Source organism: Alistipes muris (assembly GCF_943193205.1).
Taxonomy (GTDB): Bacteria; Bacteroidota; Bacteroidia; order Bacteroidales; family Rikenellaceae; genus Alistipes; species Alistipes muris.
The window spans coordinates 63,363-89,944 of record NZ_CALPDD010000006.1 but is presented as its reverse complement, the minus strand read 5'-3'; the positions used below and the strand labels follow the sequence as shown (position 1 = coordinate 89,944).

14 protein-coding genes are annotated in these 26,582 nt (G+C 62.3%); 13 read left to right on the top strand and 1 reads right to left on the bottom strand.

What is annotated here, in order from left to right; translation table 11 throughout:
- Positions 1-13: 13 nt before the first annotated feature.
- From NFR47_RS04825 to NFR47_RS04770, 12 genes are all read left to right on the top strand, one after another.
- The gene (locus NFR47_RS04825; RefSeq protein WP_251214453.1) at positions 14-1,963 is read left to right on the top strand and encodes a PIG-L family deacetylase; all 1,950 of its coding nucleotides are present in this window, start codon (positions 14-16) and stop codon (positions 1,961-1,963) included.
- A gap of 92 nt (positions 1,964-2,055) precedes the next feature.
- On the top strand, positions 2,056-2,847 hold the full coding sequence (gene nagB, locus NFR47_RS04820) for a glucosamine-6-phosphate deaminase (RefSeq protein WP_251214452.1): 792 nt from the start codon (positions 2,056-2,058) through the stop codon (positions 2,845-2,847).
- On the top strand, positions 2,844-5,075 hold the full coding sequence (locus NFR47_RS04815) for a GH92 family glycosyl hydrolase (RefSeq protein ID WP_251214451.1): 2,232 nt from the start codon (positions 2,844-2,846) through the stop codon (positions 5,073-5,075). Before nagB ends, NFR47_RS04815 begins: the two co-directional genes overlap by 4 nt.
- A 3-nt stretch (positions 5,076-5,078) precedes the next feature.
- Positions 5,079-7,274: a DUF4838 domain-containing protein gene (locus tag NFR47_RS04810; protein WP_251214450.1), complete on the top strand. Its 2,196-nt coding sequence runs from the start codon at positions 5,079-5,081 to the stop codon at positions 7,272-7,274.
- Positions 7,275-7,278: 4 nt separating this feature from the next.
- Entirely contained in the window at positions 7,279-10,827 is a 3,549-nt protein-coding gene (locus NFR47_RS04805) for a GH92 family glycosyl hydrolase (RefSeq protein WP_251214449.1), read from the top strand.
- Positions 10,828-10,885: 58 nt separating this feature from the next.
- Positions 10,886-13,123 (top strand): GH92 family glycosyl hydrolase, encoded by a 2,238-nt coding sequence (locus tag NFR47_RS04800; protein ID WP_251214448.1) that lies wholly within the window; start codon positions 10,886-10,888, stop codon positions 13,121-13,123.
- Entirely contained in the window at positions 13,123-15,108 is a 1,986-nt protein-coding gene (locus NFR47_RS04795) for a glycoside hydrolase family 97 protein (protein WP_251214447.1), read from the top strand. Before NFR47_RS04800 ends, NFR47_RS04795 begins: the two co-directional genes overlap by 1 nt.
- Positions 15,101-17,050, top strand: coding sequence for a glycoside hydrolase family 65 protein (locus tag NFR47_RS04790; RefSeq protein WP_251214446.1), 1,950 nt, complete (start codon positions 15,101-15,103; stop codon positions 17,048-17,050). Before NFR47_RS04795 ends, NFR47_RS04790 begins: the two co-directional genes overlap by 8 nt.
- 137 nt (positions 17,051-17,187) lie before the next feature.
- Positions 17,188-19,344 (top strand): elongation factor G, encoded by a 2,157-nt coding sequence (locus NFR47_RS04785; RefSeq protein WP_251214445.1) that lies wholly within the window; start codon positions 17,188-17,190, stop codon positions 19,342-19,344.
- Positions 19,345-19,726: 382 nt separating this feature from the next.
- Positions 19,727-21,562, top strand: coding sequence for a BACON domain-containing protein (locus tag NFR47_RS04780; protein WP_251214444.1), 1,836 nt, complete (start codon positions 19,727-19,729; stop codon positions 21,560-21,562).
- Between the two features lie 167 nt (positions 21,563-21,729).
- Complete coding sequence (locus NFR47_RS04775; protein WP_251214443.1) at positions 21,730-23,952, top strand: inorganic phosphate transporter; 2,223 nt, start codon at positions 21,730-21,732, stop codon at positions 23,950-23,952.
- 115 nt (positions 23,953-24,067) lie between these two features.
- On the top strand, positions 24,068-24,628 hold the full coding sequence (locus NFR47_RS04770; protein WP_251214442.1) for a DUF4924 family protein: 561 nt from the start codon (positions 24,068-24,070) through the stop codon (positions 24,626-24,628).
- 205 nt (positions 24,629-24,833) lie between these two features.
- Here NFR47_RS04770 and rpmH read toward each other — a convergent pair whose 3' ends face one another.
- Complete coding sequence (gene rpmH / locus NFR47_RS04765) at positions 24,834-24,995, bottom strand: 50S ribosomal protein L34 (RefSeq protein ID WP_010261331.1); 162 nt, start codon at positions 24,993-24,995, stop codon at positions 24,834-24,836.
- 252 nt (positions 24,996-25,247) lie between these two features.
- Between rpmH and murA the strand changes: the two genes are divergently transcribed.
- Positions 25,248-26,558 (top strand): UDP-N-acetylglucosamine 1-carboxyvinyltransferase, encoded by a 1,311-nt coding sequence (murA, locus tag NFR47_RS04760; RefSeq protein WP_251214441.1) that lies wholly within the window; start codon positions 25,248-25,250, stop codon positions 26,556-26,558.
- Positions 26,559-26,582 lie beyond the last annotated feature (24 nt).

The following is a 26,582-nucleotide window of genomic DNA, read 5'->3' as shown; positions in this document are numbered from 1 at the left end:
TTATAGCAGCACCATGAGCAACAAGTATTCTCTGCCCGAAGACGGCGGGGCCATCGAGAAGACGGCCCTCCAGGACATCATCCACCGTTACGAGAAGATCAGCACGCAGGTCTTCCCCTCCGAGACCGACGGCGTGCGTTACGTCGCCGACCGCATCGTGCGGGCCATCGCCGACTACGAGAAGCGGCCCGCTTCGTCCGATTTCTGCGACGAGCCCGAGCCGTTCGTCCTGGGGCTGACCACCGGGCAGACCCCCCTGGCCCTCTACCGCGAGCTGGTCCGGCGGTACGAGGCCGGCGAGGTCAGCTTCGCCAACGTCGCCGTCTTCAGTCTCGACGAGTTCTACCCCATCGGGGCCGACGAGCAGCAAAGCCGCAATTACCGCATCCGCAGGGAGTTCATCGACCGCATCGACATCCTCCCCGACAACGTCCATCTGCCCGACGGTTCCGTCCCCGAGGAGCGGATTTCCGATTATTGCGCCGCCTACGAGGCTTCCATCCGCAAAATCGACCTGATGATTCTCGGCATCAACCGCAACGGGCAGGTCGGGTTCAACGAGCCGGGCACCTACATCAAGTCGCGCACCCGGTTGGTGCAGCTCTCCCACGAAACGCGCAAGGTCGAGTCCAGGGCGTTCTTCACCCTCGACGAGACTCCCAAGATGGCCATTACCATGGGTATCCGCACCATCATGCAGGCCGAGCGTATCGTTCTGCTGGCTTGGGGCGAGGAGAAGGCCGACGCCATCCGCAAGGTCGTCGAGGGCGAGGTCACGCCCCGCATCCCCGCTTCCTACCTCCAGTCGCACCCGCGTATCGAGGTCGTCATCGACGAGTGCGCCGCGCAGGAGCTCACCCGCAAGCAGCGGCCGTGGCTCGTCGGTCCCTGCAAGTGGACCCCGCGTTTCACGCGCAAAGCCGTCGTTTGGTTGTGCGGCGTCGTCGGCAAGCCCATCCTCAAGCTCACTTACGACGATTACATCGAGAATTCCCTCGGCGAGTTGTTGGAGCAGGGCCGTTCCTACGACCGCATCAACATCGACGTCTTCAACGACCTCCAGCACACCATCACCGGGTGGCCCGGCGGCAAGCCCGACGCCGACGACACCACGCGTCCGGCGCCTTCGGCTCCGTTCCCCAAGCGCGTCATCATCTTCTCGCCCCACCCCGACGACGACGTCATTTCCATGGGCGGTACTTTCATCCGGCTCGTGCAGCAGGGCCACGACGTCCACGTCGCTTACCAGACTTCCGGCAACGTCGCCGTCCACGACGACGTCGTGTTGCAGAATATCGATACTTCGCGCGAGTTGGGTTTCGGCGACCGTTTCGCCGAGGCCGAGCGCATCATCGCTTCCAAGCGCAAGGGCGAGCCCGAGCCGCGGGCCCTGCTCGACATCAAGGGGGCCATCCGCCGCGCCGAGGCCCGCGCCGCCGTGCGTTCGTTCGGGCTGAACCCCGATACCAACGCCCATTTCCTCAACATGCCGTTCTACGAGACGGGCGGTATCAAAAAGGGCAGCCTCGCCGAGCGCGACATCGCCCTCATCGTCGACCTGTTGCGCAGGGTCCGGCCCCACCAGATTTACGCCGCCGGCGACCTGGCCGATCCCCACGGCACCCACCGCATCTGCACCGAGGCCGTCCTCGAAGCCCTCGATGTCGTCCGCAGCGACGACTGGCTCCGCGAGTGCCATTTGTGGCTCTACCGCGGTGCTTGGCTCGAATGGGACCTCGGCATGGTCGACATGGCCGTGCCGCTCTCGCCCGACGAGATGCTCATGAAGCGCCACGCCATCTACCGCCACCTCTCGCAGAAGGACATCATGCCTTTCCCCGGCAGCGATACGCGCGAGTTCTGGCAGCGGGCCGAGGAGCGCACGCAGCATACCGCCCAGTTATACGACGCTCTCGGCATGGCCGAGTACCAGGCCATCGAAGTCTTCGTCAAAATGTTCTGACCTTATTTAACCCCCTGCGGGGCTTGATTTTGCCCTCGCTTAATCGCAAAATTCACCTTTCACTTTTCACTTTTCACCTTTCACTTCAAGAAATGCGTTTGATCATCCAGGAAAATCCCGCCCAGGTCGCCCGTTGGGCCGCCGAATACATCATCGGCCGCATCAGGGCCAAGGCGCAGTGCTCCGACGCTCCGTTCGTCTTGGGGCTTCCCACCGGGTCCACCCCGTTGGAGACTTACAAGGAGCTTGTCCGCCGCCACAAGGCAGGCGAGGTGTCGTTCCGCAACGTTGTCACGTTCAACATGGACGAGTACGTCGGGCTCCCCGAGGAGCATCCCGAAAGCTACCATTCGTTCATGCGGCATAATTTCTTCTCCCACATCGACATCCGGCCCGAGAACATCCATATCCTCAACGGCAACGCTCCAGACCTCGCCCAAGAGTGCGCCGATTACGAGGCGGCCATCGCCGCCGCGGGGGGCATCGACCTCTTTTTGGGCGGCGTCGGCGAGGACGGGCACATCGCGTTCAACGAGCCTTTCTCGTCGCTCTCGTCCCGCACCCGCGTCAAGACCCTCACTCCCGACACCATCGCCGTCAACGCACGGTTCTTCGGCGGCGATACTTCGCTCGTCCCCACCCGGGCCCTCACCGTCGGCGTCGGGACCATCCTCGCCGCGCGCGAGGTCGTGATCCTCGCCACAGGTCATAAAAAGGCACGGGCCGTGCGTCACGGCATCGAGGGTTCCTACAACCACCAGTGGACCATTTCGGCGCTCCAGACCCACCCCTCGGGCATCGTCGCCTGCGACGAGGCTGCGGCCGACGAGCTGCGCGTCGCCACCTACCGTTATTTCAAGAACATCGAAAGCGCCCTTCCATGAAGCACCCGTTTTTCGCCGTCCTGCTGACCCTCGGTCTCGCTTCCGCCGCCGCGCAGTCTTCGGCCGATTGCGTCGACCCCTTTATCGGCACCACCAATTTCGGCACCTGCAATCCGGGAGCGGTCACGCCCCACGGGATGATGGCCGTCGTGCCGTTCAACGTCATGGGGTCCGATACGAACCTCTACGACAAGGATGCACGGTGGTGGTCGACGCCCTACGAGTTCCATAACAAGTTCTTCACCGGGTTCGCCCACGGGGTTTTGAGCGGCGTGGGCTGCCCCGAAATGGGGGCCTTGCTCACCATGGCCACCGCCGGAGAGCTCGACGTCGACTACAAGCACTACGGTTCGGCCTGTTCCGACGAGACCGCTTCGCCGGGTTACTACGCCGCCACGCTCGCCAAGTACGGCATCCGCGCCGAAGTTACAGCCACACCGCGCACTTCGGCCGAGCGCTACACCTTTCCCGGCGGACAAGGCCATATTCTGCTCAATTTGGGCGAGGGGCTCACCAACGAGTCCGGCGCCACGGTCCGGCGCGTCAGCGCCACCGAAATCGAGGGTTCCAAGCTCCTCGGGACCTTTTGTTACAATCCCCAGAAAGTTTTCCCCGTCTACTTCGTCCTGCGCGTCTCCAAAACCCCGTCGCAGTCGGGTTATTGGAAGAAGCAGCGGCCCATGACGGGCGTCGAGGCCGAGTGGACCCCCGACAACGGCCGTTATAAGCTCTATACCGACTACGGCCGCGAGCTCTCGGGCGACGACGTGGGTTACTGGTTCTCGTTCGACGGTCTCGATGCCGGCGAGCAGGTCGAGGTCCGTATGGGTATTTCATACGTCAGCATCGACAACGCACGCCGCAACCTCGACACCGAACAGCCGGCCGGTACCGCGTTCGATACGATTCGCCGCCAGGCCCGCGACCGTTGGAACCGCGACCTCTCGCGTATCCGCGTCGAGGGCGGCACGCCGGAGCAGCGCACGGTCTTCTATACGGCACTTTATCATACCCTTGTCCACCCCAATCTGCTCAGCGACGTCAACGGCGAGTATCCCCTCATGGAGCGTTCCGGCCAGACGGGCATCGCCGACGGCGACCGTTATACGGTCTTTTCGTTGTGGGACACCTACCGCAACGTCCACCAGCTCCTCACGCTCGTTTATCCCGAGCGGCAGACCGAGATGCTCCGTTCGATGGTCGCCATGTCCCAAGAGTGGGGCTGGCTGCCCAAATGGGAGCTCTACGGCCGCGAGACTTTCACCATGGAGGGCGACCCGGCCATTCCGGTCATCGTCGATTCCTGGCGCAAGGGGCTGCGCGGCTTCGACATCAACGCGGCCTACGCGGCCATGAAGCGTTCGGCCACGACCCCCGGCGCGCAGAATCCCATGCGGCCCGACATCGACCCCTACGTCGAAAAGGGCTATATTCCGCTGGGGTTCTTCGCCGGCGACAATTCGGGCGACAATTCCGTGTCGCACGCTTTGGAGTATTACGTTGCCGACCATGCGCTGGCATGGCTCGCCGACGAGCGGGGCGAGCGGGAGTTCGCCGACGGGCTGCGCCGCCGCGCCGCCGGGTGGAAGCATTATTATTCGCCCGAATCGGGCACCCTGCGGCCGCTCAACCCCGACGGTTCGTTTTTGAGCCCCTTCGACCCGCGGCAGGGCGAGAACTTCGAGGCCGTCCCGGGTTTCCACGAGGGTTCGGCCTGGAACTATACGTTCTTTGTGCCCCACGACGTCGAGGGGTTGGCCAAGCTCATGGGCGGGCGCCGGAAGTTCGTCGACAAGTTGCAGCGGGTCTTCGACGAGGGTCTGTACGACCCGGCCAACGAGCCTGACATCGCCTACGCCTACCTTTTCAGCCGCTTCCGCGGCGAGGAGTGGCGCACCCAGCGCGAAACGCGGCGGCTGTTGGACAAGTATTTCACCGCCAGGCCCGACGGCATCCCCGGTAACGACGACACGGGCACCATGTCGGCGTGGGCCGTCTTTTCCATGTTGGGGTTCTATCCCGATTGTCCCGGCGAGCCGTTCTATACGCTCACCGCGCCCGTTTTCGACCGGGCCGAAATCGACACCCCGCAGGGTACGCTCACCATCGAAAAGCACGGCGACGGGGAATATATCCGCCGCATGAGCCTCGGCGGCAAGCCCCTGACCCAATACCGCATCGGCCACGACGAACTGCTTCGCGGCCGCAGACTCACCTTTGAATTCTGACCCATGCGCTTGTTCCGAACCCTCCTGCTGTTGCTCTTCGCCGGGCTTTGCGCCGAAGCGGACGGACAGACCGTGCTCACCCGCCGCGGCAAGCCCGCCGCCCGCATCGTCGTCGCTGCCGGAAACAGCACCGACCGGACCGCCGCCCTGCTGTTGCAGCGGTTCGTCCGCGAAGCATCCGGCGCGGAGCTGCCCATCGTGCAAGGCGTGAAAATCCGCAAGGGCGACATCCTGTTAGGCGCTTCCGACACGCTGGGTCTTTCCGACGACGGCTTCCGCCTGCGGACCGGGTCCGACGGCACGCTGCGCATTTCGAGCGGCGGCGGCAGCGGTTCCGTCTACGGCGTCGTCTCGCTCTTGGAGCGCTATTTGGGCATGGACTACTTCGCCGCCAGCGTCTACACCCTCGACCGGCGCCCCGACATCGTTCTGCCCCGGCTCGACACGGCCGACAATCCCGCGTTCCGCTATCGTCAGAGCCAGGCTTACGGCATGGCGCAGGATTCGGTCTACCGCTTTTTCCTGCGGCTCGAAGAGCCCTCCGACATCTTCGCGGGCAATCTGTGGGTCCACACTTTCGACCGTCTCCTGCCCGCCGAACGCTACGGTGCCGAGCACCCCGAATACTATTCGTTCATCCACGGCGAGCGGCGGCCCGGCCGCGCCAGCCAGTGGTGTCTGTCGAATCCCGCGCTGTTCGAGACCGTCGCCGCCCGCATCGATTCGATTTTCCGCGCCAACCCCGGCCGGAACATGATTTCCGTCAGTCAGAACGACAGCGACCGCACCTACTGCCGCTGCGAAGCGTGCGAGCGGGTCAACATCGAGGAGGGGGCTCCCTCGGGCAATTACATCCGGTTTCTGAACAAGTTGGCCGAGCGTTTCCCCGACAAGCGGTTTTCCACGCTGGCCTACCTTTTCACCATGCAGCCGCCCCGCCATGCGCGGCCCCTCTCGAACGTCAACATCATGTTGTGCAGCATCGGCAGCCACCGCGAAGCGCCCCTCGCCGAAACCGCCACGGGCCGCGAGTTCGTCGCCGCGCTGGAGGGTTGGTCCGCGCTGACCGACAACCTTTTCATCTGGGACTACGGCATCAACTTCGACAACATGGTCGAGCCGTTCCCCAACTTCCCCGTGCTCGCCCCCAACATCCGCCTTTTCCGGCGTCACGGCGCCCGGATGCACTTCTCGCAAATCGGCGGTTCCTACGGCGGCGACTTCTCCGAGCTGCGTTCCTACGTCGTCGCCAAGCTCATGTGGGACCCCGCGCAGGACGCCGATTCGCTCATGCAGCGTTTCATGAACGGGTATTACGGCGCCGCCGCACCCTGTCTCTATCAATACGAAAAGCACCTCGAAGAAGCCCTCTTCGGTTCGGGCATCCCGCTTTGGATTTACGATTCGCCCGTTTCGCACAAAGACGGCATGTTCAACGCCGCCTGCCGGCAGCGCTACAACGAGCTTTTCGACCGGGCCGAAGCTGCCGTCGCCGCCGATTCGGCCTTGCTGCGCCGCGTGCGGTTGGCACGGCTGCCGCTGCTCTATTCCGAGTTGGAAATCCTCCGCACCGAGCGCGACAGAGATACCGCGGCCGTTCTCCGCAAGCTCGGGACTTTCGAGCGTTACGTCACCGATTTCGGCGTCGAAACCCTCAACGAGCGCAACAATTCGCCGCAGGAATACTGCAAGCTCTACCGCCAACGTTATTTATCTGCCGACCGCAGCAAGGCCTTCGGCGCGCACATCGAATGGATCGTCCCGCCCGCCGGGAAATACCGTGCCTTGGGCGAGGAAACCCTCACCGACGGTCTTTTCGGCGGTGCTTCGTTCGCCGACGGCTGGACCGGATGGGAGGGACAGGACGGCGCCTTCATCCTCGACCTCGGAAGCGGGCAGGAGTTCTCGGCCGTCACCGCCGATTTCCTCCACCAGCTCGGCGCATGGATTCTGCTGCCCCGCGCCATGACCTGCGCCGTCTCGGACGACAAACGCGCCTGGCGGCCGCTCGGCCGGACCGAACTGGCCGAGGACCGCGACGTCCCCGTCAAGTTCGTCCCCGTGACCGTGGCGGCCGACGGCCCCGTGCGCGCCCGTTACATCCGCATCGAAGTGGAGGGCACCAACGTCTGTCCGCCGTGGCATTACGGCGTGGGATGCCCCTGCTGGTTCTTCATCGACGAAATAACCGTAAAATAAAGCTATGAAATCCCAACACCTTCTCTTCCTTTGCGCCGCCTTGCTTTCGGCGGCCTGCACCCGCCAGGCCCCGCCGTCCGGCGACGACTTCACCCGCTTCGTCGACCCCCATATCGGCACGGGCGGCCACGGCCACGTCTTCGTCGGGGCCAACGTTCCGTTCGGCATGGTGCAGTTGGGCCCCACCAGCATCCCGCAGGAGTGGGACTGGACTTCGGGTTACCACCAGAGCGATTCGACCGTCATTGGGTTCTCGCACACCCACCTCTCCGGCACCGGCATCGGCGATTTGTTCGACATCACCGTCATGCCCGTCACGGGCCTCGAAACCTGCTACGCCCGCGGCATGGAGGAGGACCCCGCGTCGGGCATGTGGTCCTACGCCGACCGTTCGCGCGAGGTCGTCCGCCCGGGCTATTACTCCGTCCCGCTGACGCGTTATAACGTTTTAGCAGAGCTCACAGCCACTTCCCGCGTGGGTTTCCACCGCTACACGTTCCCCGCCTCCGATGCCGCCGCCATCGTCTTCGACCTCGAAAACGGCGGTTGCTGGGACAAGGCCACCCAGACCCATATCGAGGCCGAGAGCGACCGCACCCTCACGGGCTGGCGCCACTCCTCCGGGTGGGCCAAGGACCAGAAAGTCTACTTCATGGCCGAGTTCTCCAAGCCGTTCACGTTCGAGCAGGTCGGCGAGCACTATGCCCGCGCATCGTTCCGCACCGACGAGGGCGAGCAGGTGCTGGTCAAGGTCGCCCTGTCGCCCGTGAGCGTCGAGGGAGCCCGTGAAAACCTCGTCGCCGAGCTTCCCGGCTGGGGCTTCGACGAGACCGCGAAGCAGGCGGCCGAGCAATGGAACGACGAGCTCAAGAAAATCCGAATCGAGACCGCCGACACCACGGCCCGCAAGATTTTCTACACAGCCCTTTACCACACCATGACGGCTCCGGCCGCTTTCTGCGACACCAACGGCGATTATCGCGGAGCCGACGGCGCCGTGCACGCCGACCCGGGGTATACGACCTACACGATTTTCTCGCTGTGGGACACCTACCGCGCCAAGATGCCCCTGCTGACCCTCACACAATCCGGGCGCATGACCGACATCGTGCGGACGATGCTCGCCATCGCCGACGAACAGGGGCGTCTGCCCGTATGGCATCTGTGGGGTAACGAGACCGATTGCATGGTCGGCAATCCCGGCATCGTCGTCGTGGCCGACGCCATCGTCAAGGACCTGCCCGGCATCGACCGCGAACGGGCTTTCGACGCAATCAAAAAAACCGCCATGAACCCCGACCGCGGCAACGGGCTGCGCATGAAGTACGGTTACATCCCCTGCAACCTCTTCAACGAGGCGGTCGCCTACGACATGGAGTACGCCGTGGCCGACGGCGCTGCCGCCCGGGCTGCCGAAGCCTTGGGCAAGAGCGCCGACGCTCGTTATTTCACCGACCGCAGCCACTCCTACCGCCATTATTTCGACCCCTCGACCGGGTTCATGCGGGGCCGCGACAGCCGCGGCCGCTGGCGCACGCCGTTCAACCCGTTCGCTTCGACTCACCGCGCCGACGACTACTGCGAGGGCAACGCCTGGCAGTATGCGTGGCTCGCGCCGCACGACGTCGAGGGTCTGCAAGGCTGTTTCGGCAGCCGCGGGCGCATGCTCGAAAAGCTCGATTCGCTCTTCACCGTCTCCTCCATCGTCGAGGGGGCCGAGACTTCGCCCGACATTTCGGGCATGATCGGCCAGTACGCCCACGGCAACGAGCCTTCGCACGCCACGCTCTACCTCTACACCATGCTCGGGCAGCCGTGGAAAACGGCCGACAAGGTGCGCGAGGTGCTCACAACGCTCTACCACGCCGAGCCCGACGGTCTTTCGGGCAACGAGGACGTCGGCCAGATGTCGGCCTGGTACATTCTCTCGGCGCTGGGCATCTACGAGGCCGAGCCCGCAGGCGGCCGCTACTGGTTCGGTTCGCCCTTGTTCGACAAGGCCGAGATCGACGTTCCGGGCGGCACCTTCACCATCGTCGCCGAGAACAATTCGGCCGAAAACAAGTACATCCGGCGCGTCTGGTTCAACGGCCGTCCCTACACCAAGCCTTATATCGCCCATGCCGACGTCATCGAGGGCGGCGAGCTGCGGTTCGAGATGGGTTCCGAGCCCAAGGTGTGGTATTGCGCCGACGAGCCCGAGGCCTACGCCGACCAGCGGCCCGCACCCGCAAAGCGGCTTTTCAAGTCGGAAGCGGTGGAGGCCGAAATCGAGCGCGTCTGCGCCCTGCTGACCAACGAGCGTCTGCGCTGGATGTTCGCCAACTGCTTCCCCAACACGCTCGACACCACGGTGCACTACCGCGAAGACAAAAACGGCACGCCCGACACCTACGTCTATACGGGCGACATCCCGGCCATGTGGCTCCGCGATTCGGGAGCGCAGGTGTGGCCCTACGTGCAGCTGTGCGGCAGCGACCCGGCCTTGCAGAAAATGATTGCCGGGCTTATCCGCCGCCAGTTCAAGCTCATCGCCATCGACCCCTACGCCAATGCGTTCAACGACGGCCCGACGGGCCGCGGCGAGGACGTCGGCTACCCCGGCAACGAGCAGTCGCCGTGGGTTTTCGAGCGCAAATGGGAGATAGATTCGCATTGCTACCCCATCCGGCTGGCCCACCATTACTGGAAAACCACGGGCGACACCTCCGTCTTCGGCGCCGAGTGGGTCGAAGCGATGCAGGCCGTCCTCGCCACCCTCAAGGAGCAGCAGATGAAGGAGGGGCCCGGCGATTACATCTTCCTGCGCGTCACCGACCGCCAGCTCGACACCCGCTGCCACGTGGGGCGCGGCAATCCGGTGAAGCCCGTAGGATTGATCGCCAGCGCGTTCCGCCCCTCGGACGACGCCACGACTTTCGGCTTCCTCGTCCCGTCGAATTTCATGGCCGTCACGTCATTGCGCAAGGCGGCCGAAATCCTGCGGACGGTCAATAACGAGCCTGCGCTGGCCGGCGAGTGCACCGCCCTGGCCGACGAGGTGGCCGCCGCCTTGCAGCGGCATGCCGTCGTGGAGCATCCCGAGTTCGGCAAAATCTACGCGTTCGAGGTCGACGGCTTCGGCGGCGTGCAGCTCATGGACGACGCCAACGTGCCCTCGCTGCTGGCCATGCCCTACCTGGGCGACACGGAGCGCACCGACCCGATTTACGAAAACACCCGCCGGTTTGTCTGGAGCCGCGAAAATCCTTATTTTTGGCAGGGTCCCGCAGGCGAGGGAATCGGCGGTCCGCACATCGGGGTCGAAATGATCTGGCCCATGAGCATCATGATGCGGGCCTTCACCTCGGCCGACGACGCCGAGATCCGCGACTGCATCATACAACTTATGACCACCGACGCCGGAACGGGTTTCATGCACGAATCGTTCTCGCGCCACGACGCGGCGAACTTCACACGGCCTTGGTTCGCCTGGCAGAACACCCTGTTCGGCGAGCTGATACTCAAGCTGGTCAACGACGGGAAACTCGATTTGCTGAATTCGATAATATAGTCATTGCGGCTCGAAGAGCCGTGCGGGCTGCTTGCCCGAAAACAAAAAACTGAAAACCATGAAAAAAATAACGCTTCTCGCCCTTGCGGCCCTCTGTTGCAGCTGCTACGCCCGGCTGGCTCCCGAACCGGCGCTCCGCCCCTCGGAGTACGTCTCCACGCTCGTGGGTTCGCAGTCCGACTATTCGCTCTCCACGGGCAACACCTACCCCGCCGTAGCCCTCCCGTGGGGCATGAACTTCTGGACTCCCCAGACCGGCACCATGGGCGACGGCTGGACCTATACCTACGGCGCCCACATCATCTGCGGTTTCAAGCAGACCCACCAGCCCTCGCCGTGGATCAACGACTACGGGCAGTTTTCGCTGATGCCCGTGCGCGGCCGCGACAAGGTCGGCGAGACTTCGCGCCGCAGCTGGTTCTCGCACCAGTCGGAGGAGGCCCGCCCCTATTACTATAAGGTCTACCTCGCCGACCACGACGTCGTGGCCGAAATCGCGCCGACCGACCGGGCCGCCGCCATGCGTTTCACGTTCCCCGAAAGCGAGGAGTCCGGCATCGTCATCGACGCGTTCGACCGCGGATCGCACATCGAGGTGATGCCCGACGGCCGCACCGTCGTGGGCTACACCACCCGCAACAGCGGCGGCGTGCCCGATAATTTCCGCAATTACTTCGTGGTACGGTTCGACAAGCCATTCGGCGCTTTCCGCGTCTTCAACGGCAAAAAGGAGCTCAAAGGTTCCGAGGCCAAGGGCGACCACGCCCTCGCGGCGGTTTACTTCGCCACCCGGCGCGGCGAGCAGGTGACCGCGCGCGTCGCTTCGTCGTTCATCTCGCCCGAACAGGCGCTGCGCAACCTCGAATCGGAGGTCGGCGACGCCGATTTCGAGACCGTCAAGGCCAAAGCACAAGAGCGTTGGGACGAAGTGCTGGGCCGCATCGAGGTCTCGGGCGGCTCCGAGGAGCAGTACCGCACGTTCTACTCGTGTCTCTACCGCTCGACCTTGTTCCCCCGCAAGTTCTACGAAATCGACGCCGAGGGCAGTCCCATCCATTACAGCCCCTACAACGGCCAGGTGCTCCCCGGCTACATGTACACCGACACGGGGTTCTGGGACACGTTCCGCTGCCTTTTCCCGCTTCTGAACCTCGTCTATCCGGCCGAAAACGCCAAGATGCAGGCGGGCCTTGCGAACACCTACCGCGAAAGCGGCTTCCTGCCCGAATGGGCTTCGCCGGGCCACCGCGGCTGCATGGTGGGCAACAATTCGGCTTCGGTCGTCTCGGATGCCATCCTCAAGGGCATCACGCCCCAAGAAGACATCGCCACCCTCTACGAAGCGATGCTTTCGGGCCGCACGAAAGTACACCCCGAGGTCAGCTCCACGGGCCGGCTCGGTCATGAATATTACAACACGTTGGGCTACGTGCCCTACAACGCGGGCATCCACGAAAACGTGGCCCGCACGCTCGAATACGCCTACGACGACTGGTGCATCGCGCAGGTGGCCAGGCAGCTCGGACACGGCGAGGACGCCGCCATGCTCGAAAAGGCGTCGCACAACTGGCGCAACGTTTTCGACGCCGAAACCAAGCTCATGCGCGGCCGCAACCGCAGCGGCGATTTCCAGCGTCCGTTCAGCCCCTACAAGTGGGGCGACGCCTTCACCGAAGGCAACGCATGGCACTACACCTGGTCGGTCTTCCACGATGTGGAGGGGCTGGCCGACGCGATGGGCGGCAAGGAAGAATTCGGCAAAATGCTCGATTCGGTCTTCGTCGTGCCGCCCATCTACGACGACAGCTACTACGGCGTCCGCATCCACGAAATCACCGAGATGCAGGTGGCCAACATGGGCAACTACGCCCACGGCAACCAGCCCGCGCAGCACATGATCTACCTCTACGACTACGCCGGGCAGCCCGCCAAGGCGCAGTGGTGGACGCGCGAGGTGATGGACCGTCTCTACAGCGCCAAGCCCGACGGCTACTGCGGCGACGAAGACAACGGCCAGACTTCGGCGTGGTACGTCTTCTCGGCGCTCGGGTTCTATCCCGTGTGCCCCGGAGCGGATGAATACGCCGTCGGCTCGCCGCTCTTCCGCAAGGCGGTCATCCGCCCCGAAAACGGCAAGACGATCCGCATCGAAGCACCTAACAACTCGCCCGCCAACCGCTATGTCCGCCGCATGACCGTCGACCGCCGGCCCGCAGCGGCACCGTTCCTCGATTATTCCCAGCTCAAGGAGGGCGCCACCGTCCTCTTCGACATGACCGACCGACCCAACGAATGATGAAACGACTTTTTGCCTTGGGAAGCATGGCCGCCCTGCTGGGCGCCTGCACCCCCTCCACGACCCTCCTCTCGCCCGACGGGCGCAACAGCGTGGCGTTCGACGCCGCGACGATGACCTACGCCGTTCTGCGCGACGGCGACACCCTCATCCGCCCCTCGGCCCTCGGCATCGCCGCGCAGGAACGCGATTTCTCCGGCTTCCGCTTCGGGGTCGTGCACCACACCTCCGGCGACCGGGAGTGGAGCCAGCCGTGGGGCGAGAACAAGACCCACCGCGACCGCTACAACGAAATGACCGTCGAGCTGCACAACTCCGACGACCGCACCGAACTCTGCCTGCGGTTCCGGGCCTACGACGACGGCGTGGCGTTCCGCTACGAACTCAACGCACCCGATTCGCTCACCGTGACGGACGAGCTCACCGAATTCCGCTTCGCCGACGAGGAGACGGCCATGTCGTGGTCCATCCCCGGCAATTTCGAGACCTACGAGCTCCAGTACCGCGAGCAGCCTGTCGCCGGGGTCCGCGACGCCAACACGCCTTTCACGTTCCGCAGCGGCAAGGTCGCCTACGGCTCGGTCCACGAAGCGGCGCTCTACGATTATCCCGAGATGGTGCTGCGGCGCGATGCCGAGGGAGTGCTCAAAGCCGACCTCGCACCGCTGCCCAACGGCGTCAAGGCCTACATCCCCGGACGCTTCACCACTCCGTGGCGCACCGTCCAGCTGGGCGACAAGCCTGTGGACCTCATCAACTCGTCGCTGATTCTCAACCTCAACGAGCCCTCCAAGATAGCCGACACCTCGTGGATCAAGCCGCAGAAGTATGTCGGCGTCTGGTGGGGCATGCACCTCGGCACGCAGGTGTGGACCATGGGCCCGCGCCACGGCGCCACCACCGAAAACGCCCTGCGGCACATCGACTTCGCCGCGGCCAACAACATCCAGGGCGTCCTTTTCGAGGGGTGGAACCAGGGTTGGGAGAACTGGGGCGGCAACCAGCACTTCGACTATGTCGAGCCCTACGCCGATTTCGACATAGAACGCATCGCCGCCTACGCCCGCGAAAAAGGGGTCGAGCTGTGGATGCACGCCGAAACGGGCGGCAACATCCCCGAATTCGAGGAGCAGATGGAGCGCGCTTTCGCCCGCTATGCCGAACTGGGCGTGCATACGCTCAAGACGGGTTATGCCGGCGGCTTCAAGGGCGGCTACCTCCACCACTCGCAGTACGGCGTGCAGCACTACCAGCGCGTCGTCGAGACGGCGGCCCGCTACGGCATCATGCTCGACGTCCACGAGCCCATCAAGGAGACGGGCATCCGCCGCACGTGGCCCAACATGATGACCCGCGAGGGGGCCCGCGGCATGGAGTGGAACGCCTGGAGCGAGGGCAACTCGGCCGAGTACCTCTCGACGCTGCCTTTCGTGCGGCTGCTCGCGGGTCCGATGGACTACACCCCCGGCATCTTCGACATCGACTACTCCACGGCCAAGGCCGACAAAGGGCGCATCGAGTGGAACGGCCCCAACGCCCACTGCTGCATCAAGACCACGCTGGCCCGGCAGATCGCCAACTGGGTCATCATCTATTCGCCGCTGCAAATGGCCGCCGACTTCATCGAGAATTACGAGGGACACCCGGCTTTCCGGTTTTTCCGCGACTTCGACGCTGACTGCGACCGCTCGGTGGCCTTGCAGGGCGAGATAGGCGATTATATCGTTTTAGCACGCCGCGCAGGCGACCGCTGGTTCCTCGGCGCGGGCACCAACGGCAAGGCCCGGACGCTCGCACAGCCGCTCTCGTTCCTCGAAGACGGGGTAACCTACACGGCGACCATCTATGCCGACGCGCCCGATTCGGCCCGGAATCCCGAGAACTACCGCATCGAACGGCGCACCGTCACCTCGGCCGACACGCTCGAAATAGCGATGGCCGCCCGCGGCGGACAGGCCGTAACGTTCATTCCTGAGAATGAATAATATAAAACGTTTTAGCACCCTGCTTCTGTGGCTCCTGCCGTTTTGCGCCGCGGCGCAGGACGACGGGTGGACCCTCCGTGCCCGCGACACGGCCCGCTACGCTCCGGCGACGATGGCCAACGGCGAACTGGGGCTGGTGGTCGGGCGCGAACCGTTCGGGGTCGGGCCGCTGCTGTGCGGCGGAGCCTGCGAACGGGGCGGCCGCGAGGGTGTGAGCCGCATCCTTGAGGGCATCTGTCCGCTGGGGCTCACGATGGAGCCCGCAGGCCCCGTGCTGGAATGGGAGCAGGAAATCGACCTGCGCCGGGCCGTCCACACGACCCGGCTGACCACCCCCGAAGTGCGCATCGAATACCGCATCCGCGCCCTGCGCAGCCTGCCCTATGCCGTCATGGCCGAAGCGGAGGTCGAAGCGCTCCGCGACACGGAAGTCCGTATTACCAACCGCCACCGGATTCCCGGCTTCTACGCCGACACGCTGCGCGAAAACCGCACGGTGTGGTGCGAGGACGGGGGCCGCAAGGTACAGCGCACGGAGGGGAGCTACAATCACGGCGCCGACCGCACGGTGGCCACCTCCGTATTCCTTTGCGGCGAGGGCTTCAGCCAGCCGGAAGCCGACCGGCTCGAAGCCGACCTGCGGCGAGGAGAAAAGGCCTCGTTCGCGCTGGTGGGCATCGTCTGCACGACGCAGGGCTTCGCCGACCCGTGGAACGAATCGGAACGGCAGGCGATCTACGCCGCGCGGGAGGGTGCCGACGAACTGGCTGCCGCCCACGAACGGGCATGGGACGCGCTGTGGCAAAGCGACATCGTCATAGAGGGCGACGACGAAGCCCAGCGCGCCGTGCGCTTCGCGCTGTTCAACCTCTATGGCTCGGTCCGCGAGGGCTCGCGCCGCAGCATCGCCCCGATGGGGCTGACGTCGGCGGGCTACGGCGGCCACATCTTCTGGGACGCCGAAACCTGGATTTTCCCGCCGCTCTTAGTGCTGCACCCCGAGCTGGCGCGGCAAATGCTCGACTACCGCACCGACCGCATCGAAGCGGCCCGCCGCCGGGCCTATGCCCACGGATACCGCGGCGCGATGTTCCCGTGGGAGAGCGACGACCGGGGCGAAGAATCGACCCCGACTTTCGCGCTGACGGGACCGCTGGAACACCACATCACGGCCGACGTGGCGATTGCGGCCTGGCAGTATTACTGCGTCACGCAGGACCGCGAATGGCTGCAACGGCAGGGCTGGCCCCTGCTGCGCGAATGCGCCGCATTCTGGGCCGACCGCGCGACGAAGAACGCCGACGGCAGCTACTCGGTCCGCAACGTAGTGGGAGCCGACGAATATGCCATCGGCGTGACGGACAACGCCTTTACCAACGGAGCGGCCCGCCGGGCGCTGGAAGCGGCGGTCAAAGCGGCCGAGGCATGCGGCGAACGGCCCGACCCTGCGTGGGCGGAAGTGGCCGCGGGGCTGCGCATCCTGCGATTCCCCGACGGGACGACGCGCGAACACGCCGACTACGACGGCGAGCAAATCAAACAGGCCGACGCCAATCTGCTGGGCTGGCCGCTGGGCATCGTCACCGACCGCCGGGCGCTGCTGCGCGACCTGCGCTACTACGAACCGAAAATCGACCCGGCGAACGGCCCGGCGATGAGCCACTCGGTATTCGCCGTCCAATACGCGCGGCTTGGCATGATGGACAAAGCGCTGGAGATGTTCCGCCGCTGCTATCGGCCGAACCTGCGGCCGCCGTTCGGGGTCTTCGCCGAGACGGCGACGAGCGACAACCCCTGCTTCATGACGGGAGCAGGCGGCATGCTGCAAACCGTGCTGTTCGGATTCGGCGGACTGGAGATCACACCCGAGGGCCTTGCACGCCGCGAAACCCTCCTGCCGCCCGGCTGGAAATCGCTGACCGTCCGGACCGCCGGACGCTGACGCCCATACCGGCCACGCCACCCTGAAAATCGCTTCGCAAAGGAGCGATTTTTTTTGGTTTATGCCGAAAAATTTGTACATTTATAGTCGGCAAACCTTTTGCCTGCCAACCGAAAACCTTAAAACCGATACCTGACATGAAAAACTATGCAGCCAAAGAGATCAAGAACATCGTTCTGATCGGCGCCCCGGGCACGGGCAAGACCACCCTGGCCGAAGCGATGGCCTACGAAGGCAAAGTCATCGACCGCCGGGGCAGCGTCGAAACCAACAACACCCTCTCGGACAACACGGACATCGAACACGAATACAAGCGCTCGATCTACTCGACGATTCTTTTCACGGAATTCATGGAGCGCAAGCTCAACATCATCGACTGCCCGGGCTCGGACGACTTCTGCGGCAACCTCTTCTCGGCGTTCAAGGTAGGCGACGTAGGCGTGTTCCTGTACAGCGCCGTCAACGGCTGGGAAGTGGGCAGCGAAATCCAGGCGCGCTACGCCCGGATTCTCAAGAAACCCGTCATCGGCGTCATCAACCAGCTCGACCACGACAAAGCCAACTTCGAGGCGGCGTTCGAGTCGATCAAGGCGGCATCGCGCGTGAAACCCGTCATCGTGCAATATCCGGTGAACCAAGGTCCCGGCTTCGACTCGTTCATCGACGTGCTGATGATGAAGATGTACCGCTTCAAGGACACCGACGGCCACCGCGAAGAACTCGACATCCCGGCCGAGGAGATGGAAAAGGCCCTGGCGCTCAACAAGGAACTGGTCGAAATGGCCGCCGAACACGACGAGGCGCTGATGGAACTCTACTTCGACAAGGGGACCCTGACGCAGGACGACATCCGGCAGGGACTGAAAATCGGCGTGTCGCGCCGCGAAGTAATGCCCGTCTTCTGCACGAGCGGCAAGCGCGACATCGGCACCAAGCGACTGATGGAATTCATCATCAACGTGGCGCCCGGCCCGCTGAAAGCCCCCGCGTTCCTCTCGGCCGAGGGCGAAGAACTCACGGCCGACGCCGACGCACCGACCGTGGCGTTCGTCTTCAAGAGCCAGATCGAACAGCACATCGGCGAAATCACCTACTTCCGTGTCGTCCGCGGCCGCATCACCGAGGGCACCGAACTGGTGAACTCCCGCACGGGCAACAAGGAAAAACTCTCGCAGCTCTTTGCCGTAGCAGGCAAGAACCGCATCAAGGTGACGGAACTCTCGGCGGGCGACATCGGCTGCACGGTGAAGCTCAAAGGCACGCGCACCAACGACACGCTGGCCGCGCCGGGCGCTCCGGCTGCGGTGGAACCCATCGTATTCCCCGAACCCCGCTACCGCGCCGCGCTCAAATGCAAGGAACAGAGCGACGAGGAGAAGCTGGGCAAGATTCTGAACGACGCCAAGTTCGAGGACCCGACCATCCTGGTGGACTACAGCAAGGAACTCAAGCAGACCATCATCCAGGGCCAGGGCGAACACCACCTGAACATCCTGCGCTCGCGCATCCTCGCCGAGAACAAGCTCGACTACGAATACATCGCGCCGAAGATTCCCTACCGCGAAACCATCACGAAGGTGGCGCAGGCCGACTACCGCCACAAAAAGCAGTCGGGCGGCGCGGGCCAGTTCGGCGAAGTGCACATGATTATCGAACCCTACTACGAAGGGATGCCCGAACCGAAGAACTACAAGGTGCCGGGCAAGGGCGACATGGTGGTGAACGTGAAGACCAAGGAGGAATACGACCTGCCGTGGGGCGGCAAACTGCAATTCTACTCGGCCATCGTGGGCGGCGCCATCGACGCACGCTTCATGCCTGCGATCCTGAAAGGAATCATGGAGAAGATGGACGAAGGCCCGCTGACGGGCTCCTACGCCCGCGACATCCGTGTCGTAATCTACGACGGCAAGATGCACCCGGTGGACTCGAACGAGATCTCGTTCAAGCTGGCGGCCCGCAACGCGTTCAAGGAAGCGTTCCGCAACGCCGGGCCCAAAATCATGGAACCGATATATAATGTAGAGGTGCTGGTGCCGAGCGAATACATGGGCGCCGTGATGAGCGACCTGCAAAACCGCCGTGCGATGATCATGGGCATGGAATCGGACAAGGGATTCGACCGCCTGAACGCCGCGGTACCCTTGGCCGAACTCTACCGCTACTCGACCACCCTTTCGTCGCTGACCTCGGGCTCGGCGACCTACACGATGAAATTCGCCAGCTACGAACAGGTCCCCGCCGACGTGCAGGACAAACTGCTCAAAGCCTACACCGACACCGACGAAGAATAACCGCCGGAGCGTAGGGAAAGCCCTGCAGAAACGGGGGCTTTCAGACAACGCTGTTTTTGATTCCACCTCTGCCGAAAAACCGTTCGGCAGAGGTGTTTTTTTGGCCGAAACAACCCGGATTGTGTCCGAATTTCTCAGAAAAGCAACTTTTCAGAACGTATTTTCTGACGAATAAAACTATTGAATACCCCTTTTATGGCCCGAACCGCTTACGGTTTAACACCGAAAATATTGCCCGAAACGACTAATCGAAAGCAGATTTACTGCATTATAAATCAGATTGTTACAACTATTAAAAAATTTTACGAAATGGGAATATCGTACACGCTTTTTACTAACTTTGTCCCGACAGCTTTCTTATCTTACTCAAACCTTTTTACCTATGAAAAACCGTTACCTCCCCTTTCTGAGCCTCTGCATCGGACTGCTTGCGGGAGCCGTCTCCTGCAAGGACGACGCCACCGACAATCCGGCCGCTGCGGCCATCGAAATCACCACGCAGCCGATTGCCGCCCCTGCGGCGGGCGGCACGCTGCAAATCGCCTATCGCATCGTACCCGCTGCGGAGGGGGGGGGAATTGTTGCCGCCTCTGCCGATGACGCCTGGCTGCACGACTTCGACTGTTCGCAAGAAGGCATCGTGACCTTCACGGCCGACCCCAACGAAGGAGCCGAACGCACGACCAACGTGACGCTCTCCAAAGCAAGTGCCAACAGCGCATCGCTTACCGTGACGCAGGCGGCATTCGGCACCGACGAAAAACATTTCAGCGTCTCGACCGCCGACCTGACCTCCTCGGGCGTGACGTTCCGCATCCAATACAAGGCACCGGACGAAGGAGCCTATTTCACGTGGAACCTCATGTCGAGCGCCGACTTCAAGGCCCACTACAAATCGTCCGAAGAACTGATTGCCGCCGAACTGCAAGACCTCGTCGAAAACCAACTGCCCGACTACAAGGCCTATGTCGACCCGAACGGCACGTTCACCGACATCCTTTCGCGCATCGCCGACACGCGCCGCATCAACGTACTCAAACCCCAGACCGAATACACCCTCTATGCTTTCGGCGTGAGCCCCGAACGCAAAGCCACCACCGGCGTGGAGACCTACACGTTCACCACCCCGGCGTTCCAGGTTGTCGACCCCTGCAAGTTTGAAATCGAATTCACCGACGTGAAACAAGTGGAATTCAAGATTTCGATAACGCCCGACAACGACAACACGCGCTACTACCTGGGCTTCATCGACGGAGCCGCACTCCAGGAATCCACGCCCGAAGAAATCGCCTCGCAGTTCATCCAACGGGCCGAGAGCTACGAAATCAACTGGGGCGCCCACGACGCCCTGCGCACGGGCCCCTGCACCCTCCACACATTCAAAGACCTGGAGCTGAGCGACCTGCAAGCCGACACGGACTATGCGGTGCTGGCTTTCGGTGTAAGCGCCCTGGGCGAACGCACGACGGAAGTCGCCCATAAAATCGCCCACACGGCACCGGTCGAAATCACCGACATGACTTTCGATGTCGACATTGTGGAGACGGCGATCAACGGAGTGAAAATCCAGGTCACCCCCTCCTACCCGGACAAGACCTACATGGCGGGCTGCATCCGCAAGGCGGAATACGACAAGTTCGAGGGCGACGACACGCGGTTCATGGAATACGTAGTGGCCAACGGCAACGTGACACTGCTCGAAGGAACGCAGCTCATCGACCGCACCAACGCCCTGCTGGCCGACACCGAATACATCTTCTTCGCATTCGGCTATGCGGGAGGCATCACCACGCCCGCGCCCAAAATCGTACCCTTCTCGACGGGCGACTACAACGTGAGCGGCCAAGCCGAAATCGAAATCCTGAGCATCGAAGTGACGGGACCCGACCCCGACCCCAATGCAGTCAACTACGTACTGCTCGAAGCCAAAGTCCAGGTCAACGATAAGGCGGCGCACTGGTACGTCACCCATTTCAACAGCATCGACGGCGCAGCCTGCAACGCATTCAGCGGCGAACCTCTGACCGACACGGAAATCATCACGGCCCTCACCTCTCCGGGCTCCGGCATCTCTGTGACCAAAGACGCACTGACCGCCGAAGGCTATTGCAAGATAGGCAATGAACGCACGTTCTACGCCATAGCGGTGGATGCCGAAGGCAACTACGGACCGCTGGTTCGCAAGAGCATCATTCCGACCCAGGAAATGTTACCGTAACCCTCCGCTCTCCCACTCTCGCATCGGGCCGTCCTGCTCATGGCAGGACGGCCCGAACGTTTCATTCCCGAGGGTCTGTATTAAATTAACGTTAACAATGACGCAAAAGACGCAAACGTGCCGAAAAATGGCTTACATTTGTTCAGAAATTGCACTCGAACCTCAACATGAGCGAAATCTACACCGTCATTGTCGGCATCCTGGGCATCCTTGCCGTCTCCGGTCTTTTCGTCGGCGTTACCAACGACGCAGTCAACTTCCTCAACTCGGCACTCGGCTCCAAAGCCGCCTCGATGCGCACCATCCTGCTGGTGGCGTCGGTGGGAATCGTCATCGGCGTAGTGACGTCGAGCGGCATGATGGAAGTGGCCCGCAGCGGCATGTTCAACCCCCAACTTTTCACGTTCCACGAAGTGATGATGCTCTACTTAGGCGTCATGTTCGCCAACGTCATTCTGCTGGGGCTCTACAACTCGTGGGGACTGCCCACGTCGACCACCGTGTCGCTGATATTCTGCCTGCTGGGCTCGGCCGTCGCCGTATCGGTCTACAAAATCTCGAACGACCCGGCCGTGGGCGTCGGGTCGCTGAGCGAATACATCAACTCCTCGCGCGCAATGGGCGTGGTGTCGGCCATCCTGCTCTCGGTGGTCATCGCATTTACCTGCGGCTCGATACTGATGTACGTTTCGCGACTGATTTTCTCGTTCCGCTATACGACCCTGTTCCGGCGCTTCGGATCGCTGTGGTGCGGCATTTCGCTCACGGCCGTGGTCTATTTCGCCGTCTTCAAAGGACTGCGGTCGTTGCTGTCGGGCTATGCGTTCGTCCAACTGATCGAAAAACATCTGCTGCTGTCGCTGACCGTCTGCTGGATCATCTGCTCGCTGCTGCTGTTCTTCATCCAACGCTTCAAGGTCAACATCCTGCGCATCACGATTCTGTCGGGCGTCTTCGCCCTGTCGCTGGCCTTTGCGGGCAACGACCTGGTGAACTTCATCGGTGTGCCGGTAGCCGGATTCGACGCCTACTCGTTCGCCCGAACCACCGGAGACCCGCAGATGCTGATGACACCGCTGGCCGAAAACGTACCGGCGAACCTGTCGATTCTGCTGATGGCAGGCATAATCATGATTGTGGCGCTGTGGGCATCGAAAGAAGCGGTGCTGCGTGTGACCCAGACCGAACTTTCGCTCTCGGCGCAGGGCGACGACGGGCAGGAACAGTACGCCTCGTCGGTATTCTCGCGCACGCTGGTCCGCATAGCGCTGAACATCAACAACGGCATCGAACGCATCGTACCGGCCAAGGTCCGTGCGGCGGTGGGCAAACGCTTCGAGTACGAAGACGTCGAACACAGCGGAGCCCCCTACGACATGATTCGCGCGACGGTCAATCTGACGACCTCGGCCCTGCTGATTTCGCTGGCCACGTCGCTCAAACTGCCGCTCTCGACCACCTACGTCTGCTTCATGGTGGCGATGGGCTCCTCGCTGGCCGACCGTGCATGGGGCCGCGAAAGCGCCGTATACCGGATTTCGGGCGTCATGACGGTCATTGCGGGCTGGTTCGTGACGGCGCTGGGCGGATTCTTGATTTCGTTCATCGTGGGGCTGGTGCTTATCTACGGCGGGACGGTCACCGTCATCGTGGTGACGGTGCTGTGCGGCTGGATAGTGTTCCGCAACTGCTTCCCGAAAAAGAACAAACCCGGCGAAACCGAAGCGAAAGCCGAAACCAACAACGACATCATAGCCACACTGCGCAGTGACGTAGGCCGCACGATGGAGAGCGCGACGAAGATTTACGACCGCACGCTGATAGCCGTGCTGAAAGAAAACCGCAAGGTGCTGCGCGACATGGTCAAGGAATCGAACGACCTGTTCTACCAGTCGCGCGACCGCAAGTACGCGCTGCTGCCGACGCTCAAACGCCTGCAAAGCGGCGACGTCAACACGGCGCACTACTATGTCCAGGTGGTGGACTATCTGAACGAGATGACCAAGGCGCTGGTCCACATTACGCGCCCGGCGTTCGAGCACATCGACAACAACCACGAAGGGCTTTCGGTCGAACAGACCCGTGACCTGATGGCCATCAACGACGACGTGGAGGCAATCTACCGCCGTATCAACCTGATGCTGCGCGACGGCGACTTCACGGACATCGAACTGGTGCTCTCGCTGCGCGACCAGCTCTTCGAGTCGATAGCCGAAGCCATCAAGTCGGAACTCACGCGCATCAACGAAGCCAAGTCGAACACCAAGGCGTCGATGCTCTATCTGACGATTCTGACCGAAACCAAGAACATGGTGCTCCAGTCGCGCAACCTGCTCAAGTCGCAGCAATACTTTCTGAAGCACCGGACCGAGAAAAAGTGGATTAAATAACAAGGAGACAAGTAAAAGGTGAAAGGTAAAAAGCAGTTGCAAAAACATTCATTTGCATGCGGCGTTCTCGGAAAAACACTTCACTTTTCACTTTTCACTTTTAACCTCAGAACAAGTGGACATCGCACAAGCCCGCCGGCGGGAGAACATAGCCGAATACATACTCTATCTGTGGCAGATAGAAGACCTGCTGCGGGCCCTGCAATTCAGCCCCGAAGCGATTTACTCGCAGCTGATTGCCCCGCGGACCGAACTGACCGAGGAACAGAAGCCCGCATTCCTGATGTGGTACCTCGACATTGCGGGGCTGCTGCGCCAGGAAGGCAAGGAGGAAAAAGGACATCTGGAGCACACGCTGCATCTGATTCAGGACCTGCACGACCTCCATCTGCAACTACTCAAACTCCCGGTCGGCGAGCACTACCGCAAGACCTTCGCCCGGCTCGAAAGCGAACTGCCGCGCCTGCGGTCGGTGGTGGGCAATCCGGGGATGAGCGACACGGAACTCTGCTTCCGGGCGCTGTATGCGGTGATGCTCTACCGAATCAAGGGGCAGGGCGACCGCCCCGCCGTGGCCGACACGATAGACCTTGTGTCGCCCGTCATCGCCGAACTGGCCGCCATGTACGGCAAGGTCGAGCGTGGCGAAATCGACCTTTACAAAGACAACGAATAAGCCGCCCAACCGGACGGCCCTTGCTTCCCGAGGTTTTCTCCCCGGGATTTTTTTTGCCACGGCGCATCCCCCGCCACACTAACACGCACGAAAAAGGCCGGTTTTCCAGCAACGAGACCCAGGAAAGACCCGGCCCAGCCCCCACGGCACGCACGAAAAAGGCCGGCTTTCCAGCCGGCCCGCAAACTCTCCTCTCCGAGGAAAATTAAGCGTACTTGAACGTCGATTCGTCCGATACGGTCAGCTTCTTGCGACCCTTGGCACGACGTGCTGCCAGCACCTTGCGACCGTTCGCCGTAGCCATACGAGCGCGGAAACCGTGCTTGTTGATTCTCTTCCGGCGCGAGGGCTGGTAAGTTCTCTTCATTGCCATAGCTATCTAATTTTTATCGTTTCAGACATTTTTACGGATTGCAAAAGTACAACAAAAAAGCGATTCGCAAAAATTTTCGGCGAAAATATTTCAAAAGGCCCCGAAATCGCCCGACTTTTCGTCGCTTTAGCTTTGTTCTAAACATGCAGACGGAAATACCTTTCACGTTTCATCTTTCAACTTTTACCTTATTTATTCGTATCTTTGCAACAGCTCCGGTGCGGCCGGGCCCCAAACTACACCACTATGGCAGTATTCAAAGTCGAAGGCGGACACCGCCTGAGCGGAAGCATCACCCCCCAGGGCGCCAAGAACGAGGCGCTGCAAATCATCTGCGCCACGCTGCTCACCGCCGAGCGGGTGACGGTCTACAACGTACCCCAGATTCTCGACGTCATGCAGCTGATCGAACTGCTGCGGCACATGGGCGTGGAAGTCGACCGGCTTGCCGACGACACCTATGCGTTCCGGGCGCGGGAAATCGACTTCGACTACCTCCGCAGCGACGACTACCGCCAGCGCTGTGCGCGTCTGCGCGGCTCGGTGATGCTGATAGGCCCGATGCTGGCGCGCTTCGGTGTGGGCTATATACCCAAACCCGGCGGCGACAAAATCGGCCGCCGCAGGCTCGACACCCACTTCCTCGGGTTTCAGAAACTGGGCGCCAAGTTCGATTTCGATGCGTCGGAAGAATTCTTCACGGTCGAAGGACGCCATCTGAAAGGCACCTACATGCTGCTGGACGAGGCGTCGGTGACGGGAACGGCCAACATCATCATGGCGGCTGTCATGGCACGGGGCACGACGACGATCTACAACGCCGCGTGCGAACCCTATATCCAACAGCTCTGCCGGATGCTCAACCGCATGGGAGCCCGCATTTCGGGCATCGCCTCGAACCTGCTGACCATCGAGGGCGTCGACCTGCTGGGCGGCACGAAGCACACGCTGCTGCCCGACATGATCGAAGTGGGCAGCTTCATCGGCATGGCGGCCATGAACCGTTCGGAACTGACCATCAAGAACGTATCGTACGACAACTTGGGCATCATCCCGGCGCAGTTCAAACGCCTGGGTATCCAGCTCGAACAACGCGACGACGACATCTACATACCCCAGCAAGACCATTACAGCATCGAGAGTTTTCTGGACGGCTCGATCATGAACATCGCCGATGCGCCGTGGCCGGGACTGACGCCCGACCTGCTGTCGATATTCCTGGTGGTTGCGACGCAGGCCAAAGGCTCGGTGCTGATTCACCAGAAGATGTTCGAGAGCCGCCTGTTCTTCGTCGACAAACTGATAGACATGGGTGCGCAAATCATCCTCTGCGACCCGCACCGTGCGACGGTCATCGGCCACGACCACCGCATCCGCCTGCGGGCCACGCGCATGACCTCGCCCGACATACGCGCGGGCGTGGCGCTGCTCATCGCCGCCATGTCGGCCGAAGGGACGTCGACGATTCAGAACATCGACCAGATAGACCGCGGCTACAAGGAAATCGACACGCGTCTCAACGCCTTGGGCGCCAAGATTACACGAATCGAAGAATAACGGGCCGAGGCCCGCGCGACACCG